The organism is Microcoleus sp. POL10_C6 (assembly GCF_036701585.1).
In the GTDB taxonomy this organism is placed as follows: Bacteria; Cyanobacteriota; Cyanobacteriia; order Cyanobacteriales; family Microcoleaceae; genus Microcoleus.
The window spans coordinates 36,158-56,841 of record NZ_JAUBRB010000022.1 but is presented as its reverse complement, the minus strand read 5'-3'; the positions used below and the strand labels follow the sequence as shown (position 1 = coordinate 56,841).

The 20,684-nt window shown below is 44.5% G+C and carries 17 protein-coding genes and 1 pseudogene; 7 read left to right on the top strand and 11 right to left on the bottom strand.

The genetic code is table 11. The annotated features are described in order from the left end of the window. Positions 1–2: 2 nt before the first annotated feature. Positions 3–1,403 carry a DUF2157 domain-containing protein gene (locus QUA34_RS14575; protein WP_333387631.1) on the bottom strand — a complete coding sequence of 467 codons (1,401 nt, stop codon included), beginning with the start codon at positions 1,401–1,403 and terminating at the stop codon, positions 3–5. A gap of 188 nt (positions 1,404–1,591) precedes the next feature. On the opposite strand from QUA34_RS14575, the gene QUA34_RS14570 reads away from it, so the two are divergent. Together QUA34_RS14570 and QUA34_RS14565 are read left to right on the top strand one after the other, a co-directional pair. Beyond that, on the top strand, positions 1,592–2,206 hold the full coding sequence (locus tag QUA34_RS14570) for a Uma2 family endonuclease (protein ID WP_333387628.1): 615 nt from the start codon (positions 1,592–1,594) through the stop codon (positions 2,204–2,206). A 360-nt stretch (positions 2,207–2,566) separates the two neighbouring features. After that, complete coding sequence (locus QUA34_RS14565; protein WP_333387625.1) at positions 2,567–3,490, top strand: DUF4145 domain-containing protein; 924 nt, start codon at positions 2,567–2,569, stop codon at positions 3,488–3,490. Positions 3,491–3,658: 168 nt separating this feature from the next. On the opposite strand, the gene QUA34_RS14560 is transcribed toward QUA34_RS14565, so the two are convergent. Both QUA34_RS14560 and QUA34_RS14555 read right to left on the bottom strand, forming a co-directional pair. Beyond that, positions 3,659–3,895 carry a hypothetical protein gene (locus QUA34_RS14560; RefSeq protein ID WP_333387622.1) on the bottom strand — a complete coding sequence of 79 codons (237 nt, stop codon included), beginning with the start codon at positions 3,893–3,895 and terminating at the stop codon, positions 3,659–3,661. Positions 3,896–4,328: 433 nt separating this feature from the next. Further along, positions 4,329–4,532 carry a hypothetical protein gene (locus QUA34_RS14555; protein ID WP_333387619.1) on the bottom strand — a complete coding sequence of 68 codons (204 nt, stop codon included), beginning with the start codon at positions 4,530–4,532 and terminating at the stop codon, positions 4,329–4,331. Between the two features lie 284 nt (positions 4,533–4,816). Between QUA34_RS14555 and QUA34_RS14550 the strand changes: the two genes are divergently transcribed. Continuing rightward, positions 4,817–4,939 (top strand): hypothetical protein, encoded by a 123-nt coding sequence (locus QUA34_RS14550; RefSeq protein ID WP_333387616.1) that lies wholly within the window; start codon positions 4,817–4,819, stop codon positions 4,937–4,939. 55 nt (positions 4,940–4,994) lie between these two features. On the opposite strand, the gene QUA34_RS14545 is transcribed toward QUA34_RS14550, so the two are convergent. The 3 genes and pseudogenes from QUA34_RS14545 to QUA34_RS30195 form a co-directional block, all read right to left on the bottom strand. Continuing rightward, on the bottom strand, positions 4,995–5,705 hold the full coding sequence (locus QUA34_RS14545) for a DUF547 domain-containing protein (protein ID WP_333387613.1): 711 nt from the start codon (positions 5,703–5,705) through the stop codon (positions 4,995–4,997). A gap of 47 nt (positions 5,706–5,752) precedes the next feature. Then, a pseudogene (locus QUA34_RS30200) lies at positions 5,753–5,863 on the bottom strand (pentapeptide repeat-containing protein); the annotation flags it as partial. A 15-nt stretch (positions 5,864–5,878) separates the two neighbouring features. After that, positions 5,879–6,001 (bottom strand): pentapeptide repeat-containing protein, encoded by a 123-nt coding sequence (locus QUA34_RS30195; RefSeq protein WP_445242820.1) that lies wholly within the window; start codon positions 5,999–6,001, stop codon positions 5,879–5,881. A gap of 255 nt (positions 6,002–6,256) precedes the next feature. Between QUA34_RS30195 and QUA34_RS14540 the strand changes: the two genes are divergently transcribed. Next, complete coding sequence (locus QUA34_RS14540; RefSeq protein WP_333387610.1) at positions 6,257–7,735, top strand: bifunctional orotidine-5'-phosphate decarboxylase/orotate phosphoribosyltransferase; 1,479 nt, start codon at positions 6,257–6,259, stop codon at positions 7,733–7,735. A gap of 154 nt (positions 7,736–7,889) precedes the next feature. Here the strand turns inward: QUA34_RS14540 and leuB are convergent, their stop codons facing one another. After that, positions 7,890–8,975: a 3-isopropylmalate dehydrogenase gene (gene leuB, locus QUA34_RS14535; RefSeq protein WP_333145250.1), complete on the bottom strand. Its 1,086-nt coding sequence runs from the start codon at positions 8,973–8,975 to the stop codon at positions 7,890–7,892. Between the two features lie 213 nt (positions 8,976–9,188). Between leuB and QUA34_RS14530 the strand changes: the two genes are divergently transcribed. Then, positions 9,189–10,394 (top strand): DUF4336 domain-containing protein, encoded by a 1,206-nt coding sequence (locus QUA34_RS14530; protein WP_333330985.1) that lies wholly within the window; start codon positions 9,189–9,191, stop codon positions 10,392–10,394. Positions 10,395–10,560: 166 nt separating this feature from the next. On the opposite strand, the gene QUA34_RS14525 is transcribed toward QUA34_RS14530, so the two are convergent. Then, positions 10,561–12,354 (bottom strand): metallophosphoesterase, encoded by a 1,794-nt coding sequence (locus QUA34_RS14525; RefSeq protein WP_333387607.1) that lies wholly within the window; start codon positions 12,352–12,354, stop codon positions 10,561–10,563. Positions 12,355–12,656: 302 nt separating this feature from the next. Between QUA34_RS14525 and QUA34_RS14520 the strand changes: the two genes are divergently transcribed. Both QUA34_RS14520 and QUA34_RS14515 read left to right on the top strand, forming a co-directional pair. Next, entirely contained in the window at positions 12,657–13,634 is a 978-nt protein-coding gene (locus QUA34_RS14520; RefSeq protein ID WP_333330980.1) for an acetamidase/formamidase family protein, read from the top strand. 155 nt (positions 13,635–13,789) lie between these two features. Further along, complete coding sequence (locus tag QUA34_RS14515; protein WP_333081651.1) at positions 13,790–14,074, top strand: hypothetical protein; 285 nt, start codon at positions 13,790–13,792, stop codon at positions 14,072–14,074. Between the two features lie 254 nt (positions 14,075–14,328). Here the strand turns inward: QUA34_RS14515 and galT are convergent, their stop codons facing one another. From galT to QUA34_RS14500, 3 genes are all read right to left on the bottom strand, one after another. Then, the gene (gene galT / locus QUA34_RS14510) at positions 14,329–15,351 is read right to left on the bottom strand and encodes a galactose-1-phosphate uridylyltransferase (protein ID WP_333387604.1); all 1,023 of its coding nucleotides are present in this window, start codon (positions 15,349–15,351) and stop codon (positions 14,329–14,331) included. Positions 15,352–15,597: 246 nt separating this feature from the next. Then, positions 15,598–19,170: a WD40 domain-containing protein gene (locus tag QUA34_RS14505; RefSeq protein ID WP_333387601.1), complete on the bottom strand. Its 3,573-nt coding sequence runs from the start codon at positions 19,168–19,170 to the stop codon at positions 15,598–15,600. Positions 19,171–19,182: 12 nt separating this feature from the next. Continuing rightward, positions 19,183–20,496, bottom strand: coding sequence for an AAA-like domain-containing protein (locus tag QUA34_RS14500; RefSeq protein ID WP_333387598.1), 1,314 nt, complete (start codon positions 20,494–20,496; stop codon positions 19,183–19,185). Between the last annotated feature and the right edge of the window lie 188 nt (positions 20,497–20,684).

Sequence of the window (20,684 nt, the reverse complement as noted above, 5' to 3'; positions counted from 1 at the left end):
TGCTATTCATCGGGGATTTTTGCGAAGTGGCGCTCGAACCACAAACCCGCAGCAATTACGCCAATTCCGCACAAAACAAAGACAAAAGATTTGAGCAACAATCCTGTGTTATATTCAAATACTCGGCTGATAATTTGCAGGGTAATTAATACCATGCCTACCCAAAAACTCTTGCGGTTTCCTAATGCTAAACCTTCTCGAATTAAGCCGACAGCGAGCAGAAATGATAAAACATTGAACAGAAAAGTCGCTAATTGAGGAATGGGAGTAAAACTGAGGTGAAAAAGCGGTATAAAGGCGCTGGCGAGGATGAAAATGCCGATCGCACTTGTAGTCAAATCCACTGCTTTTTGTTTTGGTCGCCGCAGTTCCAAACGTCCCAATCGCAGCCACTCCAACACTGTGAAACCGCCCAAAACAGCCACATTTGCCAGCAAAACCCAATCGGGCTCTGTTTGGCCAGGATTCGGCGAATCTTGCCACAACCAGTGGAAAGAAAGAAAATAAAATAAACTGGCGAGAAACAGCAGTGCTAAACTGCGGGCGGTAGGTTGAAACAGCTTGCTGCGTACCTTGGGCCAGATTGCATCGTCGTATCCCCACAGCAAAGCGGGCGGTAAAGCACAAAAAATTGCTGTACCCCAGGTTTGATTTAACCCTTGGACGATAGAAACTTGTAGGGAAAAAATTATCGCGATCGCACCTATGGCAAAAATAGCACGCGATCGACACCAATAAGCCAGTGGCACAAACATTATACTGGCTGCGATCGGCATTTGCCGCACCAAAACTTCCAGCCAAGAAAACTCGACTTTGGAAGACCAATCTAACACGGCAAACCAATAGCCCCAACCGATTAAAAGTGCGGACAAAACGCCCAAGGAAGTCAACCGCAAACTGTAAGCCATTCCGAGCACGCCGATTCCCCAAGCAAGGAAAAGTCCGTAGGAAGAACCGCCAATGTGGAACATTTGCGCCATCAATGCCATATTTGCTCCTAAAATCAGAGCTCCTAACAGCAACAATCCTTCACCTAGGAGTTTGTTTCGCCCTTTTGTTGCGGGCATATTTGGATGGGAGTTGTTGCTTCGGGATGGGGGAATTCGCCACAGATAGAAACCTGCTGCATTGACTGCTACGAAAAGACTTAGCAGCAGTGCAACTCTCACTTCGCGCGACCAAACTTGCCAGTTGGCGGCTACAAAGGTGATGACTCCTATACCGAGGAGAATGCCGCCGAGACTGATGAGAATGCTGAGGAATCGGTTGCGGGAGGCGGTTTCGAGTGTGTTGAATTGGTAGCGATCGGAAAGTTGTTGGTAGAATGAAGTGTCGATGAGTCCTTCTGCTTGCCAGAGTTTGGCTTGTTCTCGCAACTCGCGCCGAAATTTATCTGAAATCATTGTTTATATTCCAGAGGATTTGAACTGTGATAGTTTTTAATATGTCACTTGTGGGTTGATTGTCGGTGGAGGCTGGGACACCTGCTGAACTTGCACAGCAGTTTTGATTGATATCCTTCCGCTGTTGAAACCGTTTCTATATAAATAAACTCCCAGAAAGGAACGAGTAAATCAAGGAATGTAATATTATGGTACAAGCTCAATCTAAAAAATTAACTTTTGACGAGTACCTTAATTACTCAAATGATACGGGTCAACGCTATGAGTTAATTGATGGGGAGTTAATAGCTTTGCCACCAGAATCTGAACCTAATAATTTCATTGCTAACTATCTATTTTTCTATTTTGCTAGCAGCGGGGTAGTGCCACTCAGGCTGATTAAAACGCATAATTGCGAGGTTCAAGTTCCCGTTTTGCGATCGGGAGATGCCGCCAACCGCTACCCCGATTTGATAATTCTGGAACCTGAACATATTCCGCTGACAGCAACCAGGCTAACTATCACTTTCGATATGCTGCCTCCTCGGTTTGTTGTGGAGGTAGTCAGTCGGGGTAGGGTGGGCAGGGATCGGGATTACGATCCTCTTCGAGGGCTTCGCCAACGCAAACGAGCTCAGTACGCAGCGCGGGGCATCGCAGAGTATTGGGTTATCGATCCAATTGAACAAGTGGTGACGGTTTTGCGGCTTGAGGAGGGGCAATATGTTGAGGTTGGGGTGTTTCGGGATGGAGAGGCGATCGTATCTCCGATGTTTCCACAGCTAAGTTTGACGGTTCAACAGATTTTGAGTGGAGAGGTTTAAGGGCGGATCGATAGCTAATTGGTCAGCATTCTTCTAACCACCTACCGATTAGTGAAAATCTCCACCCTCAACCTGATTGAAACATGGCCTCAATCCCTGATAGGGATTTAGGTTGATTGCAACCTGTAAGTTTCGCTAACAGTCACACCATTTTTAGATAGTGACGTGAGAATATCATCAACCTTACTTTGCTAAATAAATCTAGGCGGGGAAATGTGAGTATCCCCGCCTAAGCCCTGTAACCCTTGTAAAATCTATAGTATGGTATGTAAACACTTTATGTGTTATGTTAAAAGTGGCGTACAAAAGTATACGTTATCAAAACTATACTTATTAGTAGTTAAATATTGGAGTTACAAGATGAATAATAAATTTGAAGTTGAATTTGAAAAAGAATTTTATATGGATTATTATGATCGTCAACAGTTTAGGTTAATAGATGTGATACCAAAACCAATATGCCTTAATTGTCCACACTGCCAGGTTTACTCAGTAATGAATGTTGACAGTAAAGTTGAGCGTTTTGAGAAAGACATAGAAAACGGTATATCTTTTCAAGATAAAAATTTGTTATTCGATTTTATTTGTAGCTGTTTACAATGCAACAAGACTGTGTTTGTCCAGGCACAAGCCCACGGCAATGCAGTTGATCCAGACTATCAAGTTACAGATGAACCTTTTTATCCAGGATATCAAGCTACAGATGAACCTTTAAAAGATGAACCTTTACAAGAAGTATCGAGCGGCAAAATACTGTCAATCTATCCTTATAGGGAAAATATTACGGTTGCTTCTGAAGTGCCTGATGAATATGCAAGTGATTTTCGTGAAGCTGTGTTAGTAATGCCTCTAAGTTCTACAGCTAGTGTTATGCTTAGTAGACGTATCCTTCAAAATATTATTAAGAAGGAATTTAATATTGATAAATATCAGTTAGAGGAAGCAGTTAAGGAGTTTATAAAGATACCTGGTATCCCGTCTGAAATAACAGATACTATAGACTGTATCAGAAAAATTGGAAATTTTGCTGCTCATCCCAAGACAGACAACAGCGGTAAAGTCTTGGCTGTTGAGCCTGATGAGGCGAAATGGTTAATAGAGTTGTTGGAGCGTCTGTTTGATTTTAAGTTTATAGCACCTAAAAGAAATAAAGAGCGGGAAAATAAACTTAAGGCAAAACTTACACCCCCAAATCAACCACAAGCCCCAAGTAAACTACAAGCCCCAAGTAAACTACAAGCCCCAAATAAACCACAAGCCCCAAATAAACCACCTACGAAATAGTTTGTTTAGTGCCAGTGGGCTAACAATTTACCACCGCGCTCTCACAGCTCCGACCGGGGAAAAAGCTAGGCGAAGAAACGGGTATATCCCAGCCTAGCGCTAGAGACTGTTACGACAAGGTGGCAGGGTAAGGTTTACTCTGCATAACAGGTTTTTAAAATAGCACTATTACTGAGATTCTGATTGCTGGCGGGCAATCTCTAATCCTTTGTAAACACCAAAAGTTATTAACCCTGTTACTGCCACAATACCAGCTATAGGCAAAGCTACTGTTGTAGTTGTGGTAAACCCGAGAACTCCAAGAATCCCAGGAGCCGAAGAAGTAAGTGTAGCAATTGTCACAGAACCTGTTCCAGTAGCTGCCGCTGCACTGGTAATAGCACCAACAACTTTGAAATCATCCATAGCTCTTCCCTTCCGCAAAGAATCAATAAATCAAGTATACTTTATAACAATTGGATTAGCACCAACTGTAATAACCCCAAAAATAAAATTATGTCAACCTATATAAAACCCGCTACTCTCCGACAGTGACGGGTTTTCTGTGTCTCACAGCACTCACCACGCTCTCTCAGTGCCACCGATCTCACCTCTACCAGTTTTTAAAAAAGTGTGCTGTTGTAACGTGCAAGTCTAAAGCAAAAAAAAAACTAGACCGTCACCGCTCCGACACGCTCCGACAGTGCGATCCGCTAGACCGTGGCAAGCTTGCAATCGATCATAACAACCAATAAAAATGCCCCTCCAATAATGAGAGGCATTCACTTACTTAGATATTAGATTATGGTTTTTTACTTTGAAAATAAACTTGAAATCATCAAAGTTTATAGTCGTAGTTCTAACACTCTCCTCTTAAAGAAAGTGCAGCGCCAGCAATAGCTTTAGCAAGCTTAGAAGATTTTTTACTTGATAATATTTTGCTAGCTAGCCCAGCAATTCTATAAGAAGTTCTTTTACACTTTTTAAGCCTTTTACACTTTTTCTCTAGCATCTTTATTCGAGCTATTCCTAGTAGGTCTTTATCTGAAAGTTTTATTTTCATAAGTTCATATTTTTATTTTACACCTTAATTTTAACTCGTTTTCACAGGTATAAAACACATTATTCTTATTTAGAATAACTGAAAAATATCTATTCGATATGTTAACGATACGAATCATGCAACCGCTCCGACTGACTGCTGCGAGCCGTAGCAGCGAGACGATCGCCAAACTTACCAACCTTGCAACCCCTACCAACAGCGCTAGACCTTGCCTTTGGTGCGATTTAAGCAGCTTTGACCATTCAGGCCATCCAATCACCCCAAAACCCTATAGACCGCACTAGATGCTGCATTTTGAACCCTTGCCACCTTGCCAGCGGTGCGAGTGCGAGTGTCAGCCGTCCGATCGCCCCGTTGCCTCGGAGTCATCCGATCGCCCTGTTGAATCTGGCAATTTGAAGGGGTAACGACAGCCGAAAAAAATTACTCCCTCAAAAAAACACCTACCCCTAGGCGCAAATTTTATCCATCAACCCGATTCAAATTCCAGTCGTAAGGCAAAAAAACGATCGCCCATCCATCACTCACAGCAGCCTCTGGCCCCAAATAACCGCCCACATACTCAGCCACCGAACCCGCCGCTTTTACAAAATCCTCGCCGTACCACTTAAAAATCTTGCTCAAATAAAGCGTCTTTTTCTCGGCATCATATCGCACCTTATCAGAATTGTGAATAAAACGCCTCGCATCCGCTTCTAGTTGAGTCCGTACCGACTCGGGGAAATAAGCCCCCCGGCGCAGCAGCGGGCACCCGACAGAAGCGCAAACTAATGCAAAATGGATGCGCGGTTCGGCAAATTCCGGCCGCAATATTGCGTGTTCGATTTGATTGAGACTGTACTTTTTGCCGCCAATAATCGAACTTGAACGAGTGAAAAAATCCAAAAAACTCAGCCAGTTGGGAATTCCCAAAACTTTGGGACGGATGGACGCGATCGGATATACTTCCAGAACTTGAGAAATTGCGATCGCATTATACGCATTCAGCCACAACGCCAGCCGCGCATCCGCATCACTACCATCCGCCAAATCGACATCGGCCAAACTTTCCAGCCACGCCCTCAAAACATCAGCCCCCTCAGCTTTCCAGCCCCGATAATTGACGCGGCCGAAATCGTCAACGTAGCGTTGCAGCAACTCGTCCCAAATCGTAAAGTCGATCGTACCGATCATTTATTACTATCCCTAATATAAGGCGGGCATTGCTTTAGCTTCTGCATCTATTTAATACTACCGTCAACCCAAATAACACCTGCAACGGTAGCATTTTTTAGATTAGCCCCCTCAAACGGGCTCTGGATTAAATTAGCTTGAGTAAAATTAGTACCTTGTAAATTAGCTTGCCGCTAAGAAGCCTCGCTCAAATTTGCCCCGGATAAATTTGCTTGCCTAAAATTTGCTGATCTCAAATCTGCCCCTTGCAAATTCGCATTTGCTAAACTCGCGTACCGCAGGCGAAGGCCGATCAAATCGCCGCCCGGACACTGGTTAGTTTACCGCAACTAATTGATTTGCTGCAGGTTAGGTGCAATCACCGGTGTAGCCAACCCGAAAATCATTCCTCATAAAACTGCTCCCAAAGTTACAGATTTCCTGCTCTTTACATTCTACAATCTTAAAAGATTCTTACTTTCAATTTCAACGGGGATCGGTTTCTTCCGGCACAACACCCCTCTCACTTTGAGCTGCATTTTTTTTAATTTCCCTTACCTTCCTAACAAATTATGACGGATCGAACCAACTTTTTCGATAAACTGTTAGCCGCTGTTGAAACCAATCAAAGTTTGCTGTATTTAGCCCTCGACCCCGACCCGGAAACCTTGCCCCCGCAGGTTTCCATGACTGGGGAAGAGACTCAAGTTTATGTAACTGATTTGTTGTCAAAGCTAAAAAGTGCGATCGACCAAACAGCCGATTTAATCTGTGCCTGCAAAATCACCCTCGGTTTTTACCAATCTCTCGGTATTCCCGGTTGGGCATTGCTGCAAGAAATTTTAACAATTATTCCCCCTCACCTGCCAGTAATTTTAGATGCCAAACACTGCGATTTAAACACCAGCACAGTCTTTGCCAAAATAGTATTTCAAGACTGGCGAGTTGACGCTATTACCTTAAGTCCCTATGCCGGATTCGACCAAGTAGCGCCTTTTTTGTTATACGCAGGAAAAACTGTTTTTGTCCTCTGTGCCACCGCCAACCCGTCAGGGGCTGCTTTGCAAGAATATCCGACGCCAAACAACCCTTTTTACTTGCAATTAGTCCGACTCTCTCAAACTTGGGGAACTCCCGAAAAACTCGGTTTAGAAGTAGGAGTAATGCCGGATATGTTAGCCCGCATCCGCAAAGAGGCTCCTGAACGCCTAATTTTAGTCGAAGGAGACATCGCCGCAGAAAATGACCTCACAGAAGAAAACGACCTCGCACAACTGCTGGCGGCCGGTTTAAGCAAGAATGGTGAAGATTTATTGCTGCCAGTCCCCCCAAGTTTATTAGCGGGGAAAGAGCCGCGCCAAGAAATTGAGAAATTGCGGGATAGTATTAATAAACAGAGGCTGCGGGCGATCGAAGGTAGTCCCACTTGCGAATTGTGGCTGCCCGATGTTTGCTTTTTGCAACCGGAACCTCACCGCGATTTAATCTTGCAACTTTATGACATCGGCTGCGTAGTTTTTGGCGACCACGTACAAGCATCGGGGGCCGTATTTCCATATTACATCGACTTGCGGAAAATAATTTCTATTCCGCAGATTTTCCACCAAATTGTCAGCGCTTATGCAGACATTCTCAAGGATTTAAAATTCGATCGCATTGCGGGAATTCCCTACGGTTCTTTACCCACAGCAACGGGTTTAGCATTGCGGATGGAACGCCCGATGATTTTCCCGCGCAAGGAGGTGAAAACTTACGGGGCGGGCAAATTGATTGAGGGGCATTTTCAGGCAGGAGAAACGATTGTCGTAGTCGATGATATTTTGATTAGCGGCAAAAGCGTGATGGAAGGCGCGGCTAAGTTAAAATCGGCTGGATTGAATGTGGAAGATATCGTGGTATTAATCGACCACGAACAGGGAGTCAAAGATAAGATGCAGGCCAACGGTTATCGCGCACATTCTGTGTTAGCGCTTTCGGAAATAGCTGAAGTTTTGTATCGAGCAAATCGCATTGATACCGAGCAATTCAATCTTTTGACAGCGGCACATTAAATTATAAAATTTCTAGTTACCAGGCTCTGCCTGGTAATTAATACCCGGAGGCTCTGCCTCCAACTTTATGTCTCGTTTGCTTTGTTTTAATGGAGGCAGAGCCTCCTCAAATGCGTTACCAGGCAGAGCCTGGGAACGAGTAAAGGTAAATAAATCAACCTTGCAAAACTTCAATTAAAGCATCGCCCATTGCCCGACAGCCGACGAGTTTCATACCTTCCGACATGATATCACCAGTGCGATAACCTCGATCCAAAACTTCGACAACTGCTTGCTCAATTTTATTAGCAGCTTCCGGCTGATTTAAGGCGTAGCGCAGCATCATTGCCGCGCTTAAAACTTGGGCGATGGGATTTGCTTTATCTTGTCCGGCGATGTCGGGTGCGGAACCGTGCACGGGTTCAAAAACTCCCGGCCCGCTTGCTCCCAAACTCGCAGAAGGCAGCATCCCAATACTACCAGTTAGCATCGCTGCCGCATCGGAAAGAATGTCGCCGAATAAATTGCCGGTGACAATTGTATCGAACTGTTTGGGCCAGCGAATTAACTGCATGGCTGCGTTGTCAACGTAGAGGTGAGAAAGTTCAACATCAGGGTATTCTGAAGAAAGGGCAATAATACGATCGCGCCACAGTTGCGAAACATCCAAAACATTCGCTTTATCCACGGAACACAGCCTTTTCCCGCGCTTCCTGGCCGTCTCAAAAGCGACTCGCCCGATTCTGTCAATTTCCGACTCGGTGTAAGCCATCGTATTGACACCGCGTTTTTCGCCTGTTTCCGTCTCAAAAATACCTTTCGGTTTGCCGAAATAAATGCCGCCTGTGAGTTCGCGGATGACCATAATATCCACGCCTTCGACAACTTCCCGTTTCAAACTAGAAGCATCAACCAACTGCGGTAAAATAGTCGCCGGACGCAAATTTGCAAACAATCCCAATCCGGCGCGCAGTCCTAATAATCCCGTTTCCGGCCGCTGTTCGCGGGGCAAATTATCCCACTTGTAACCGCCAATTGCTGCCAACAATACGGCATCGCAGTTCCGGCATTTTTCCAGTGTTTCTTCGGGTAGCGGATTGCCTGTTGCATCAATAGCAGCACCGCCCATTAAAGCTTCTTGAAATTCAAAGCCGATGTCCAATTGTTGGCCGACAAGTTTCAGGACATCTACCGCCACAGCGATAATTTCAGGGCCGATGCCGTCTCCTGGTAAAAGAGTGATGCGGTAGTTTTGAGTCATATCTACTAAGTTGAGAAATTTTTGCGAGCTTATCATTGTATCAGGACAAGTCAGCTAAAAATTCATTCTCGATCTCTTAGTCCGCAGAGACAGACTTCGTTTGACTCGATGCAGCGGTTTCAACAGCCGATTGATAAAGACGATAACTTAATCTATAACTAACAATAGTTCGATCGCACGCACGTACAAAAAAATCGGCAAGGAGTCGCACCAGTGGCAGAGGGCGAAGGCATACCAACATCAGCACAGATTGATTCTAGGGACTATTCTTGGGCCTTCTGGCCAGTCGTCCCCCTCTATCCCTACAGCAAGCGGCGCACCATCCGCAAGGAAATAGTTAAAGATACAATCTGGACTTTTGACCAACTACAAGGCATTTTTTACGTTGTCGTTCCGATTAGGATGACAGTAATTAAACTAGAACCCGAAGGCCTTCTCGTCTACGCCCCCGTGGCACCGACTCCTGAGTGCATCCGCTTGGTAAAAGAGTTAGTAGCAGAGCACGGCGAGGTGAAGTACATCCTGCTGACAACGGTTTCCGGCATCGAGCACAAAGTTTTTGTCGGCCCCTTTGCGAGGTGTTTTCCCGAAGCGCAGGTGTTTGTCGCCCCGCAGCAGTGGAGTTTTCCCGTGAATTTGCCGCTGAGTTGGCTGGGTTTGCCCGCCAAACGCACCTCTGTACTCCCCTTTGACAGCAGCAACACGCCGTTAGCCGATCAATTTGACTGGGCAATTCTCGGCCCCCTCGACCTCGGTTTGGGCAGATTTGCTGAAGTTGCGTTATTTCACAGGCGATCGCGCACGCTGATGCTAACAGATTCCGTGGTTTCCATTCCCGAAAATCCGCCCGCGATCGTCCAACTCGACTCGTACCCGCTGCTGTTTCACGCCAAAGACAGCGCCTCGGACACGGTGGCAGACACCCACGAAAATCGGCGCAAAGGGTGGCAGAGAATCGCCTTATTTGCCATGTATTTTAGCCCCAGCGTGCTGGAAGTGCCGCCGTGGTCGGAGGTATTTGCCAGCGCGCGCCAAGCGCCAGAACGCTCTAGGAAAGCTTATTTCGGGTTGTATCCGTTCAAGTGGAAAACTGATTGGGTGCGATCGTTTGAGGCTTTGCGGGGAGGAGGGCGGTTGTTTGTGGCGCCGATTTTGCAGACTTTGATTCTCAACCGCGCGCCGAGGGAAACTCTCGATTGGGTGGATAAAGTGGCGAGTTGGGACTTTCAAAGGATTGTACCCTGTCACTTCGATAGTGCGATCGACTCTCGGCCGCGTGAATTTCGCCAAGCATTCTCGTTTCTGGAAAAACACTCGCCTGTTAATTCCTTACCCGAAGACGATTTTAAATTGCTCAGGCAGATTGATGCAGGTTTGAATAAAACTGGTTTGGTTCCACCGGCTAAAGACAAGGTTTAATCTTACATCTTGCACCATGGTTAAGAACAGGCAAGATGCCTGTTCCACAATAAAATTGAGTTTTGTGGAACGGGCATCTTGCCCGTTGCTAATAAACAGGTAATTGAGAATAGTGTAACATCTCAGTTGACTCCGATATCTGTAGGGACACGGCAATGCCGTGCCCTTACCTTTCGCACTTAAACTCATCAAACTTCACCACCTCCGACTCCGGTTTCCGCGTATCAAAATAGTAGCTGCTAACCGTACCCTCCCCCGTATCAAAAATAGTAAAAGCCGTAATATCATTACTATCAATATACGGCAGTGGCCGCCCATCTTTCCCCAACAAAGGCGCAACAGTCGGCACCACAGGTTCCAATCCGTTCGGGTCTCCAATAGCGCTGTAATCTTCCCGATATGCCGGCGGCACAAATCGGCGCTTTTCCCCCACAAAAGCACCGTAGCTGTTGCCAACATTAGAAGTCTCCAAAAAGTGCATTCCGCTGGAACTGACAAATCGATTCCACAAGTGCGAATGTCCGTAAAATACCAATTGCACCCCGGCTGTTTCTAGCAGCGACACTACATCCCGAATCAGATAATCTTGCTGTTTCGGATACTCGTAACGCACCATTTTAATCTCGCCATCGAGAGCGCGATCGACTATTTGCACTGGGTCAGTATAAGCAGGTACAATATTGTCACCCAGGGAATGCGGCGGGTAGTGAAACATCACAATTTTATATTTTGCCTGCTGGAATTCCGCACTCTTTAACTCTTGTTGCAGCCAAGTATATTGAGCGCTACCCTTGACAATCGGCTCAAAAATATGCTGTCCGTATCCCCATTTTTCGGGATTATTAAAATCTTCGTCTCGTTCCCGATACCTGCCTCTCGCACCCGGATCTAAATTCGGAGTCCGCCAGATATTCGCAACGTATAAAGTCACTAACCGCACGTCCCCAAAAGTCACAGCATAGTAATTTTTGCCTCCCGGTAAATTGAAAATTTCGTTATAGGTATCGCTATTAAAACTATTGTTTTTTAGCCATATTTCCCGCACAGAAGAGTCATTACTAGGATTCAAAGATGCAGCACGTTGAGCGTATATTTTATCAGCAGCCGCGCGGGGAAAAGGATCATTAAATTGGTCATTGAGTTTGCTGTTGGTTGCAAAGCGACCCATGATTTCGTGATTGCCAAGGGCGGGAAATAAAGGCGCGTGTTGGATCAGTTCGCCGCCGCTGTAAACGGTTTTGATGCCGTTTTTGTCGAGTTCGGAAAATGCGCGCCCTTGCATAGCGGGAAAGAAGGCGCGGCCTCGGTCGTCGTCAAACCATTCGGAAGCGCGATCGGGTATATTAATTAAATCCCCAGCCATGAAAACCGCGTCAACTCTCCCAATTGTTTCGGCTACTTTCTGGAGATTTGCTGCTGTCATCGGCATCAATTGATGGTCGGAAGTGAGGAGGATTTTGAGCGGACTTCCTGGTGCTGGTTTCGGAGAAAGAGTGAAAACTTTGCTGCTGACAGATGCGCCGTCTTTCCTTTCGCTAGTGACTCGATAAGGAATGGGAACACCGGGCATTAAATTGGGGACTTCTGCTTCGTGGCGCCAGATGTCGCGGACAATTGGATTACTGTCAATTATGCTTTGTTTCATTTCATCGGAGATGCGCGAGTCTTTGTCTTCGCGAGTGCGGCTTAGCTTAGTAGTATTTGCCGTCACAACTTGATTCAAATTTTCGCCGTAAGTAACAGTGTTGCGAGTACCGCCAAACTCGGTAAACCAGACAACTCGCACCGAGTTTACTGTTGGGAGTTGCAGAAACGGATCGGTTAAAAGCTGAGGTTCGTTGAGGTAAGATGGCATCATAAAACCTAGCAGTAGGACAATCAAAATCAAAACAGCAAAAAACCAGGGATTGCGGGGCAAATCTCTAGAATTTTTTAATTGAGCGGGCAATGGTGTCAACATTAGTCATTAGTTATTAGTTATTAGTCTGAAGAAAAAACAGCAATCGATTTTAGATTCTCGACTGGGAATTTTAAACTACCAAGGTTATCAAAAAGTTAAAAACTTTGTAAAATATCTCACATCTAACAAAGTTCAACCATTTTTTCACATCTTCTGAACTCTCCATTCTCTTTCTCTGCGCCCTCTGCGCCCTCTGCGGTTCATTAAAAAAAATCTTTCTCAAAAATGCTTGAGACTTGCGATATAACATTCTTAACACCCTTACTTCAATCTAAAATCTAAAATCTAAAATCTAAAATCCCATGACTCGCCACCTTCTCAAGGCTAACTGCAAAACCGTACACTTGGGCGGTTTCTCTCCGAATATCGAACCTGCTTTAAGGGTGGATTCGGGCGATCGCATCGACATCGAAACCTATTCAGGATATTATGTTGCTGACAAAGCGCCGCCGGAATTTCTCACCCCCGAATTTTTAGATATTTGTCATAATTTGCCTCCCAACCGCAAAGTTGGCCCTGGGCCCCACTTGCTGACAGGCCCGATTTATGTTAACAATGCCGAACCGGGAGACGTTTTAGAAATTCACATTGAGGATGTTTACCCAAGTTTGCCAGTAGGATTTAATGCAATTCGCGCCGGATGGGGAGCATTACCTGATTATTTTCCCGAACCTAAATTGCGGTTTATTCCGCTAGATTTACAGCAAAAAACTGCTGAATTTCCCCCAGGTAGCCGCCTTGCGATTCCCTTGCATCCTTTTTTTGGAATTATCGGCGTTGCAAATTCAGAAATCAACCGTTCTTCTATTCCTCCAGAGCGCTACGGCGGCAATCTGGACAATCAGGAACTCCAAGCAGGAACGCGGTTATTTTTACCTGTTTTTCTGCGGGGCGGTTTACTGTCCATCGGCGACGGACATTCGGCACAAGGAGATGGTGAAGTTGACGGTACTGCTATAGAAACTTCGATGAACGGGACTATTAAAATTATCTTACGCAAGGATTTTTTTCGGATATTTCCGTTTGCAGAAACGCCCACTCATATTGTGATTATGGGATTTGGTAGAACATTAGATGAAGCGTTTGAGATGGCGCTAAAACAGACGGTTTATTGGCTGCAAAAGTTTGCAGGTTTCCAAGAGGAAGATGCTTATGTTTTGTGTTCCATCGCGGTAAATTTTCGGATTACGCAGGCTGTCAACAATCCTCAAAAAGGAGTTCACGGAATGATGCCCAAGTGTATTTTGCCGGAGGTGAAAATTATTGGTCACGGAGTGTGATATAAAATGATAACACGCGAGGGACCAAAAAATTAGGATCGCGATCGCACAAACTACACAAATTTGTCACTGCTGTGGTCGATCAGGATCGCGTTCCTGTGGACAATTAAGCTTAAAATGGATAAGTTACCAGTTCTACCTAAATCGAACTCAACATGAAAAACCAGACTGACGATGTTGCCAAAAAAGATTTAGTCGATCGAGCTTTTGGGAGTGCAGCAATACCAGATCCCACAGCGTGGGTACACGAACATTATTTTCTGGCTAATTTCGCCGATACTCTGGCCAACATTCAAGAACATTTGTCTGATGAGAGTTGCGAAATCGGCGAAAATGGCGACTCTGGCGAGGGACTCTTATCGATCGATGCCAAAATTAGAGATATGTTGAGAGCTACTTTTAGCGACGACGGCTGGCAGTATGTCGAAAGTTTATTGTGAGGTTGGTAACATCCATAAGTATTTGTACGTTCATAAATTTAGAGCGTAAGTTATACCAGTTTAAAAAAAGAATCCAACTTTAGGCCGATGATCTAAACCCTTAGATCATGCGTTATTCCTACTTCTTTAATCTCAAATATCAAATCTCCAATAATATCAGTTTCCTCCCCCAACGCAGACTCGCAACTGGGAGTAGCTGCGTGCATTTTCACCCCAATTTGAAGTAAATTTGACCTATTGTGATCTAGAATACTTTAGATGTGGGGAAAATTACTGTCGCTAGGAATTTCGATCGATCGCAAAAACGCCGCACTTTCTTCGGGCAAAGCAGTATTGATAAACATCCCGCTGCCCAGCTCAAATCCAGCTTGCTTGGTGACTCTGGGAATAATTGCGATATACCAGTGAAAGTATTTTGTTCCCCCTTCGGCGATCGGTGCCGATCGAATATTATAGTTGTAATCAGGATTGTTCAATCCGTAATAAAGCTTAGCTAGTACAGTTTTCAAAGTATCAGCAAGAGCCGTAACTTCCGCATCAGTAATTTCATCAAAGGAAGAGGAATGCCGACGCGGAAAAATCCAAGTGTGAAACGGTGAAAGTGCAGCGTAAGGGATAAAAGCCACAAAATGTTCACTCTCACAAATCACTCTTTCTCTCGCCGCTAATTCATCTTCCAAAGTCCGGCAAAACAGACATTCTCCCGTGTCATCAAAATATCTAATAGCTTCGTCGATGCGGCTGCGAAATTGGCTGGGTACAACCGGCGTCGCTGCTATCTGCGAGTGCGGGTGTTCGAGAGAAGTTCCGGCAGTTTCTCCGTGATTTTTGAAGATAATAATTGTTTCAATGTGGGGATTTTTTCTAATTTCTACATAGCGCTGGCGGTATACTAAAAGTATATTTGCAACTTCTTCAACACTCAACAAAGCTGTCGTCAAATCGTGTCGCGGGTGTTCGACAATTACTTCGTGAACGCCGATTCCCGCCATCGTGCGGTGAATTCCCGATGATATCCTCATCCATTTTGCTGTCGGGGAGAGGGCGGGATATTTGTTATAAATTGCCCTTACTTTCCAGTCAGCGCGATCGCCCAAACGGCAAGTTTCTAAGGTTCCGTCTTCCTCATTTCCCACACAAAACGGGCAATCGGCGCGGTGCGGTGGCACTGCTGCTGTCCACTTTTTTTTGTTGGCGAATTGATCCGGTCTTGTCGCCCGTTCGGTGGCGATGATTACCCAATCTCTGGTAATTAGATTTTGTCTAAGTTCAGACATTTTCTTACCTTCAGTTTCCGGGTCAAATTGTCTCTTATTTTAGATACATGATTTGTGATTTGTCATCGCTTTTTTGTAAAATCTTAATAAATCTTGACTTTTAAATTTCCGGCTTGTAGTCTGCTAGATACCAGAATAATTCAATAATTCTGGTGTCTAAAGTGGGTAAAGCTAATAGCAGTTTGAACAAGTGAAAAAGAATCGTAAAATCGTTGCTAAATTCAAATCATCCGCGTGCATCAGCGGTTAAATTTTCTCACCAAGCCATTCCCTCCCACTCGCCAACAACTCATCCAAACTTTCCACCGGCCACAACCGCACGTTTCCATCCCGCGAACCCGTTATCAAAAACTTCCCGTCCCGACTAAAACAAATACTATAAATCGGACTTTTCACCTCCACAAAATCAGCCTCACCTTTGAATAAATTGCCTTTATATCCGCTAAAGTCAGCCAGTAAATTCCCCTGCAAGTCCCACAATTTGGCAGTGCCGTCAATTGAGGCAGTGGCGATCGCATCTCCTGTGGGGCTAAAACTGACAGTATTTACCGAGCCATGATGTCCGGTGAATGTTACCAAGCAGTTGCCCTGCAAGTCCCACAATTTCGCGGTGTTGTCATATGAGGCAGTAGCGAGCGCATTTCCAGTCGGGCTAAAACTGACACTTGTTACCGAGTTATTATGTCCGGTGAATGTTACCAAGCAGTTGCCCTGCAAGTCCCACAATTTGGCTGTGCCGTCATCTGAGGCAGTAGCGAGCGCATTTCCAGTCGGGCTAAAACTGACACTTGTTACCGAGTTATTATGTCCGGTGAATGTTACCAAGCAGTTGCCCTGCAAGTCCCACAATTTGACTGTGCCGTCATCTGAGGCAGTAGCGAGCGCATTTCCAGTCGGGCTAAAACTGACACTTGTTACCGAGTTATTATGTCCGGTGAATGTTACCAAGCAGTTACCCTGCAAGTCCCACAATTTGGCTGTTTTGTCATCTGAGGCGATGGCAATCGCATTATCAATGGGGCTAAAACATACACTATTTACCGAGTAATTATGTCCCGAAAAAGTCGCCAAACAGTTGCCTTGCAAGTCCCACAATTTTGTCGTACCGTCTCTGGAGGCAGTAGCCAGTAAATCTTTAGTGTGACTAAAACAGACACAATTTATCGAGTAATTATTTCCGGGTAAAGTCACCCAAGGCTCGCCTTGCAAGTCCGAGATTTTAGCGGTTTTGTCGCTTGAGGCGGTGCCAAATGTATCTTGACTGCGACTAAAATTAACACCATTCATCCTATAATTATCTCCAGCGAAAGTAATCCAGCAGTTGCCCTGCAAATGCCATAATTTGGCTGTATTGTCATTGGAGGCAGTAGCGATCGCATCCCCATTTGGGCTAAAACTAACGCTTGTTACCGAGTCATTATGTCCGGTGAAAGTGACCGAGCAGTTGCCCTGCAAGTTCCACAATTTGGCAGTGTCGTCAGATGAAGCGGTGGCGATCGCATCTCCGTTTGGGCTAAAACTGACACTATTTACTGAGTTATTATGTCCGGTGAATGTTACCAAGCAGTTGCCCTGCAAGTTCCACAATTTGGCAGTGTCGTCAGATGAAGCGGTGGCGATCGCATCTCCATTCGGACTAAAACTGACACTATTTACTAAACGATTATGTCCGGTAAATGTTACCAAGCAGTTGCCTTGCAAATCCCATAATTTCGCGGTATTATCTCTTGATGTAGTGGCGAGTGCATTTCCTATCGGGCTAAAACTAACACTTGTTACCGAGTCATAATGTCCGATAAAAGTCACCAAGCAATTGCCCTCGAAATCCCATAATTTCGCGGTGTTATCTCTTGAAGTAGTGGCAAGTGCATCTCCTATCGGGCTAAAACTAACACTTGTTACCCAGTCACGATGTCCGGTGAAAGTTTTTAAGCAGTTGCCCTGCAAGTCCCACAATTTGGCGGTGCGTTCATCTGAGGCAGTAGCGAGCATTTCTCCATTCGGACTAAAACTGGCACTTAATACAGAGTCATTATGTCCGGCGAAAGTCATCAAGCAGTTGCCCTGGAAATCCCACAATTTGGCGGTGCCGTCATCTGAGGTAGTGGCAATCGCGTCTCCTATTGGGCTAAAACTAACGCTTGTTACTGAGTTGTTATGTCCGACAAGTACACGCCGTTCGCGGATTTGAGCAATAATTACCTGCAAGGTTAACAAAGGACTGATAGTGGGATATTCCGAAAGCGGAGGATTATCTGGTATCCACTTCTTTAAATTTTCTCCTGCTTTGATAGCTTCCCGCAAGGCTTCTCTTTGTTTGCCTTCTGACTGAAAAAGATTTAACGCATAGTGTCCAGCTTCTTCAATGGTGATAATTTCTCTAACTTGTCTGCGGGTTGCTTTTAATAACTGATTATATCTCGTCAGTTCTTGCCGGTCATCAGCTTGACTGGCATCTAAAAAATCATTATCCTCATCGCTCAAACGTTTCCCCACTTTCCACTGCAACGCATCATCCAACGCTTGGCCGCGCAACAGTCGGGAAGTATCTTGACGATTTGAGGCTATCCAAGCGGCGAAGTTTTCCTGGTAGGGGCGGAGTTTTGCTAATTCTTGCTGTACCCAATCGAGGTTAAATATTTCTAGATAAATACGGTTGTAAACTTGCAGTTGACCGTATTTTTTAACAACTAACCCCGATAACTGTAACTCGATTTGGTCGGGACTGTTATCAGCGGCTACCCCCCCCAGCCCCCCCTTAGCAAGGGGGGGAGTAAGATTGTCTTTTTCCTCCTCTGCTAACGGAGGATTAGAGCTATCTTTCTCACCCCTTACTAAAGAAGAATTAGTGCTATCTTTCCCCCCCCTTAGCAAGGGGGGGTTAGGGGGGGTAATAATTTGCTGATAGATGCCGAGGAGTTGGCTGGTACGCTGTTGGTTGCTGAGGATGCGATCGCGAATTGTTCCGAGGTGTTCGGGATTGTCGTTCTCTTCCCAATTGTTAATAATGTAAGCTTGTACCAGTTCGGCAATGTCAGGATTTCTGGTTTCTGCTTGTTCTAGGACAATTTTACAAAGTTTTTGAGTCAAAAAAGGCTGTCCGCCCGTCCAGTCTAAAATCTCATTTAAAACCTGAATCGGACGCTGGACTTTTCCTTCTAAGCCTTTCGCTAAAGGTGCAGCTTGTTCCTGAGTAAAACCTTTTAATTCAATAGCTTGACCGATATTAAATGGCGTGCGTTTTTTATCTTGAATCAAATCTGAAGGTGTTGCGACGCCCAACAGACAAAATGTTAAGCGTTGATAAGCAAGATTTTCACCGCTTTGACCTTGATTGTGACAAGCACGAATATAAGCAAAAAAGTCATCAGTCGGAAAATTCAAACTAAGAACGCTATCAATTTCATCAATAAAAATTACAATGTTTTGAGAAATGCGTTTCAGGAGGATAGAATCGATAAACTCTGCCAAACGATCCTGCGGTGACAGCCAATCACACTCGCTCAACCAATGTTTTAGATTGACATCCAGCGATAATTTGCGATTGAGATTTAACAAAATACTGTTGTACCACTTTTCCGGCGTAGTTAACTGAGTTCCCTTTCCAGAAAAATCTATTTCAACACAAGCTATTCCCTCTTGTTTTAGGCGATTCATCACTTGTACCCGCAAGCTAGATTTACCTGTTTTGCGCGAATTGAAAACATAACAAAACTTACCTTTTTTCAGTTCTTCATACAGTTGTTCGTCAGCTTCTCGCTTGACATAAGTTTGGGTATCAACGCCCAAAGTAGCTTCACAAATATATTTGTAAGTCATTTGTTCCCTCCATTAATTGGGATTTAGGCGATCGGAAAAATATTGCCGATACAAATCGCACCGAGGCCAACAATCATTTAGATCGACCAGCACCAATCCCATACCTTGCAATTTAAAAGTTGCGTTGGTGTCAAGTCGCACGGGCTGTGTTTCATTGACAACTTGATAGTAAGCAGTTTCTAGTTGAGGATTTTTACGGAGTTCTTCCAACTGTTCTCGTAAATGATTGATAAATGGACTTGCTTCTGTAGCAGCAATTTCCAAAAGTCTATCGAGGGAACATTGCTCTTTTTGGAGAAAACCAAAAGCTTCTTGGATCAGATAAGGATGTCCGCCAAAAATTTTCCTAAATTCCTTAAATATACCTGAATTTAACCCCTGAAGTTGATAGCAATTTGCTAAATAATCAACTTGAGCGGGAGTGAAATCGAGTAAAGTTTTAGTTAAACCCACACCGCTAAGAGGAGAGTAGTTGATATCTAAGGAACCGTAAACATTGGTTGAGTGAACAATGATCAACCGCAATTTTTTCCAAAGTTCAGCAAATTGATTTCCCTCAAGGTGCAGTTGACTCCAACATCTCAATAATTCACAAAAATCAATTCGGAAAGATTCTTGCTCAAAAACCCGATCGACATTTTTAAAAGCCAGTACCAAAGGTTGAGTCGGATTTTTTAACAAATAGTCCTCAAAGTAGGTTTGAGTGTTCGTGTGTTCGTCAAACTCATCGCTATCCCAATATTCAGCTAATTTGTTTTCTAAACCCAAACCTCTACCAACTCGTTTACACAGCCATTTTAGTAATTCCTCATAACTTGAGAAAACACTACTACTTGCTTGGTTAAAATCCAAAGTAACGGCTTGATAATTATGACGTTTAGCACGCTCGATAATTTGGTTCAATAGTAAAGTTTTTCCCGTATATTTAGGTGCTTTAATCCGAATCACTGCTCCATGTTCCAAGATTTTATCACAGCATTCAGATTCGATCGGATGACGCTCTACATAGTAAAAATCCAATTCTTGTCTATCGTCAGAGGAGATTCCTGAACGTTTTATTAATTGATCGCTCACTAATTCAGGTTTATACTTGGCAAATAGCGGGATTAATTGATCGCGCTGTCGGAAGCGTTCGCCCGGTTCATTTTTAAAACCAAATAATTCGCAGATATTTGAAATATGGTATCTGACACCCGATGAATCATTAAGTTTGATAGATTTAGCGATCGCGTCCTCTGACTTCCCTTGCAAAAACAGCTCTAGTACCTTATGCTGTATGCGGTTTAGCTCTTTTGGATAAATGGCGTCAAACTCTTTTTGATTCATGACCCGCATACCTGCCTTAGCGCTTTACCTACCACTCTTACTAATTTACCACAGTTGTCAGCTTCAGCCCCGATAGCCAGTTTAATTTCACAAATTTACAAACACCAGCTAATTTGTGAAGATTTTTTCACAAACCCTTCAACTCCCTTGTCAAAAAAATTGGTAATTCCCCGGCCCTTGACAACTTT

Bases quoted from the DNA above. Each gene is read 5' to 3' on its own strand.
- QUA34_RS14560 (WP_333387622.1), bottom strand. From the start codon at position 3,895: ATGGATGATTTCAAAGTTGTTGGTGCTATTACCAGTGCAGCGGCAGCT.
- galT (WP_333387604.1), bottom strand. From the start codon at position 15,351: ATGTCTGAACTTAGACAAAATCTAATTACCAGAGATTGGGTAATCATC.
- leuB (WP_333145250.1), bottom strand. From the start codon at position 8,975: ATGACTCAAAACTACCGCATCACTCTTTTACCAGGAGACGGCATCGGC.
- QUA34_RS14570 (WP_333387628.1), top strand. From the start codon at position 1,592: ATGGTACAAGCTCAATCTAAAAAATTAACTTTTGACGAGTACCTTAAT.
- QUA34_RS14500 (WP_333387598.1), bottom strand. From the start codon at position 20,496: ATGAATCAAAAAGAGTTTGACGCCATTTATCCAAAAGAGCTAAACCGC.
- QUA34_RS14555 (WP_333387619.1), bottom strand. From the start codon at position 4,532: ATGAAAATAAAACTTTCAGATAAAGACCTACTAGGAATAGCTCGAATA.
- QUA34_RS14505 (WP_333387601.1), bottom strand. From the start codon at position 19,170: ATGACTTACAAATATATTTGTGAAGCTACTTTGGGCGTTGATACCCAA.
- QUA34_RS14515 (WP_333081651.1), top strand. From the start codon at position 13,790: ATGAAAAACCAGACTGACGATGTTGCCAAAAAAGATTTAGTCGATCGA.
- QUA34_RS14575 (WP_333387631.1), bottom strand. From the start codon at position 1,403: ATGATTTCAGATAAATTTCGGCGCGAGTTGCGAGAACAAGCCAAACTC.
- QUA34_RS14525 (WP_333387607.1), bottom strand. From the start codon at position 12,354: ATGTTGACACCATTGCCCGCTCAATTAAAAAATTCTAGAGATTTGCCC.
- QUA34_RS14540 (WP_333387610.1), top strand. From the start codon at position 6,257: ATGACGGATCGAACCAACTTTTTCGATAAACTGTTAGCCGCTGTTGAA.
- QUA34_RS14565 (WP_333387625.1), top strand. From the start codon at position 2,567: ATGAATAATAAATTTGAAGTTGAATTTGAAAAAGAATTTTATATGGAT.
- QUA34_RS14520 (WP_333330980.1), top strand. From the start codon at position 12,657: ATGACTCGCCACCTTCTCAAGGCTAACTGCAAAACCGTACACTTGGGC.
- QUA34_RS14545 (WP_333387613.1), bottom strand. From the start codon at position 5,705: ATGATCGGTACGATCGACTTTACGATTTGGGACGAGTTGCTGCAACGC.
- QUA34_RS14550 (WP_333387616.1), top strand. From the start codon at position 4,817: ATGCTGCATTTTGAACCCTTGCCACCTTGCCAGCGGTGCGAGTGCGAG.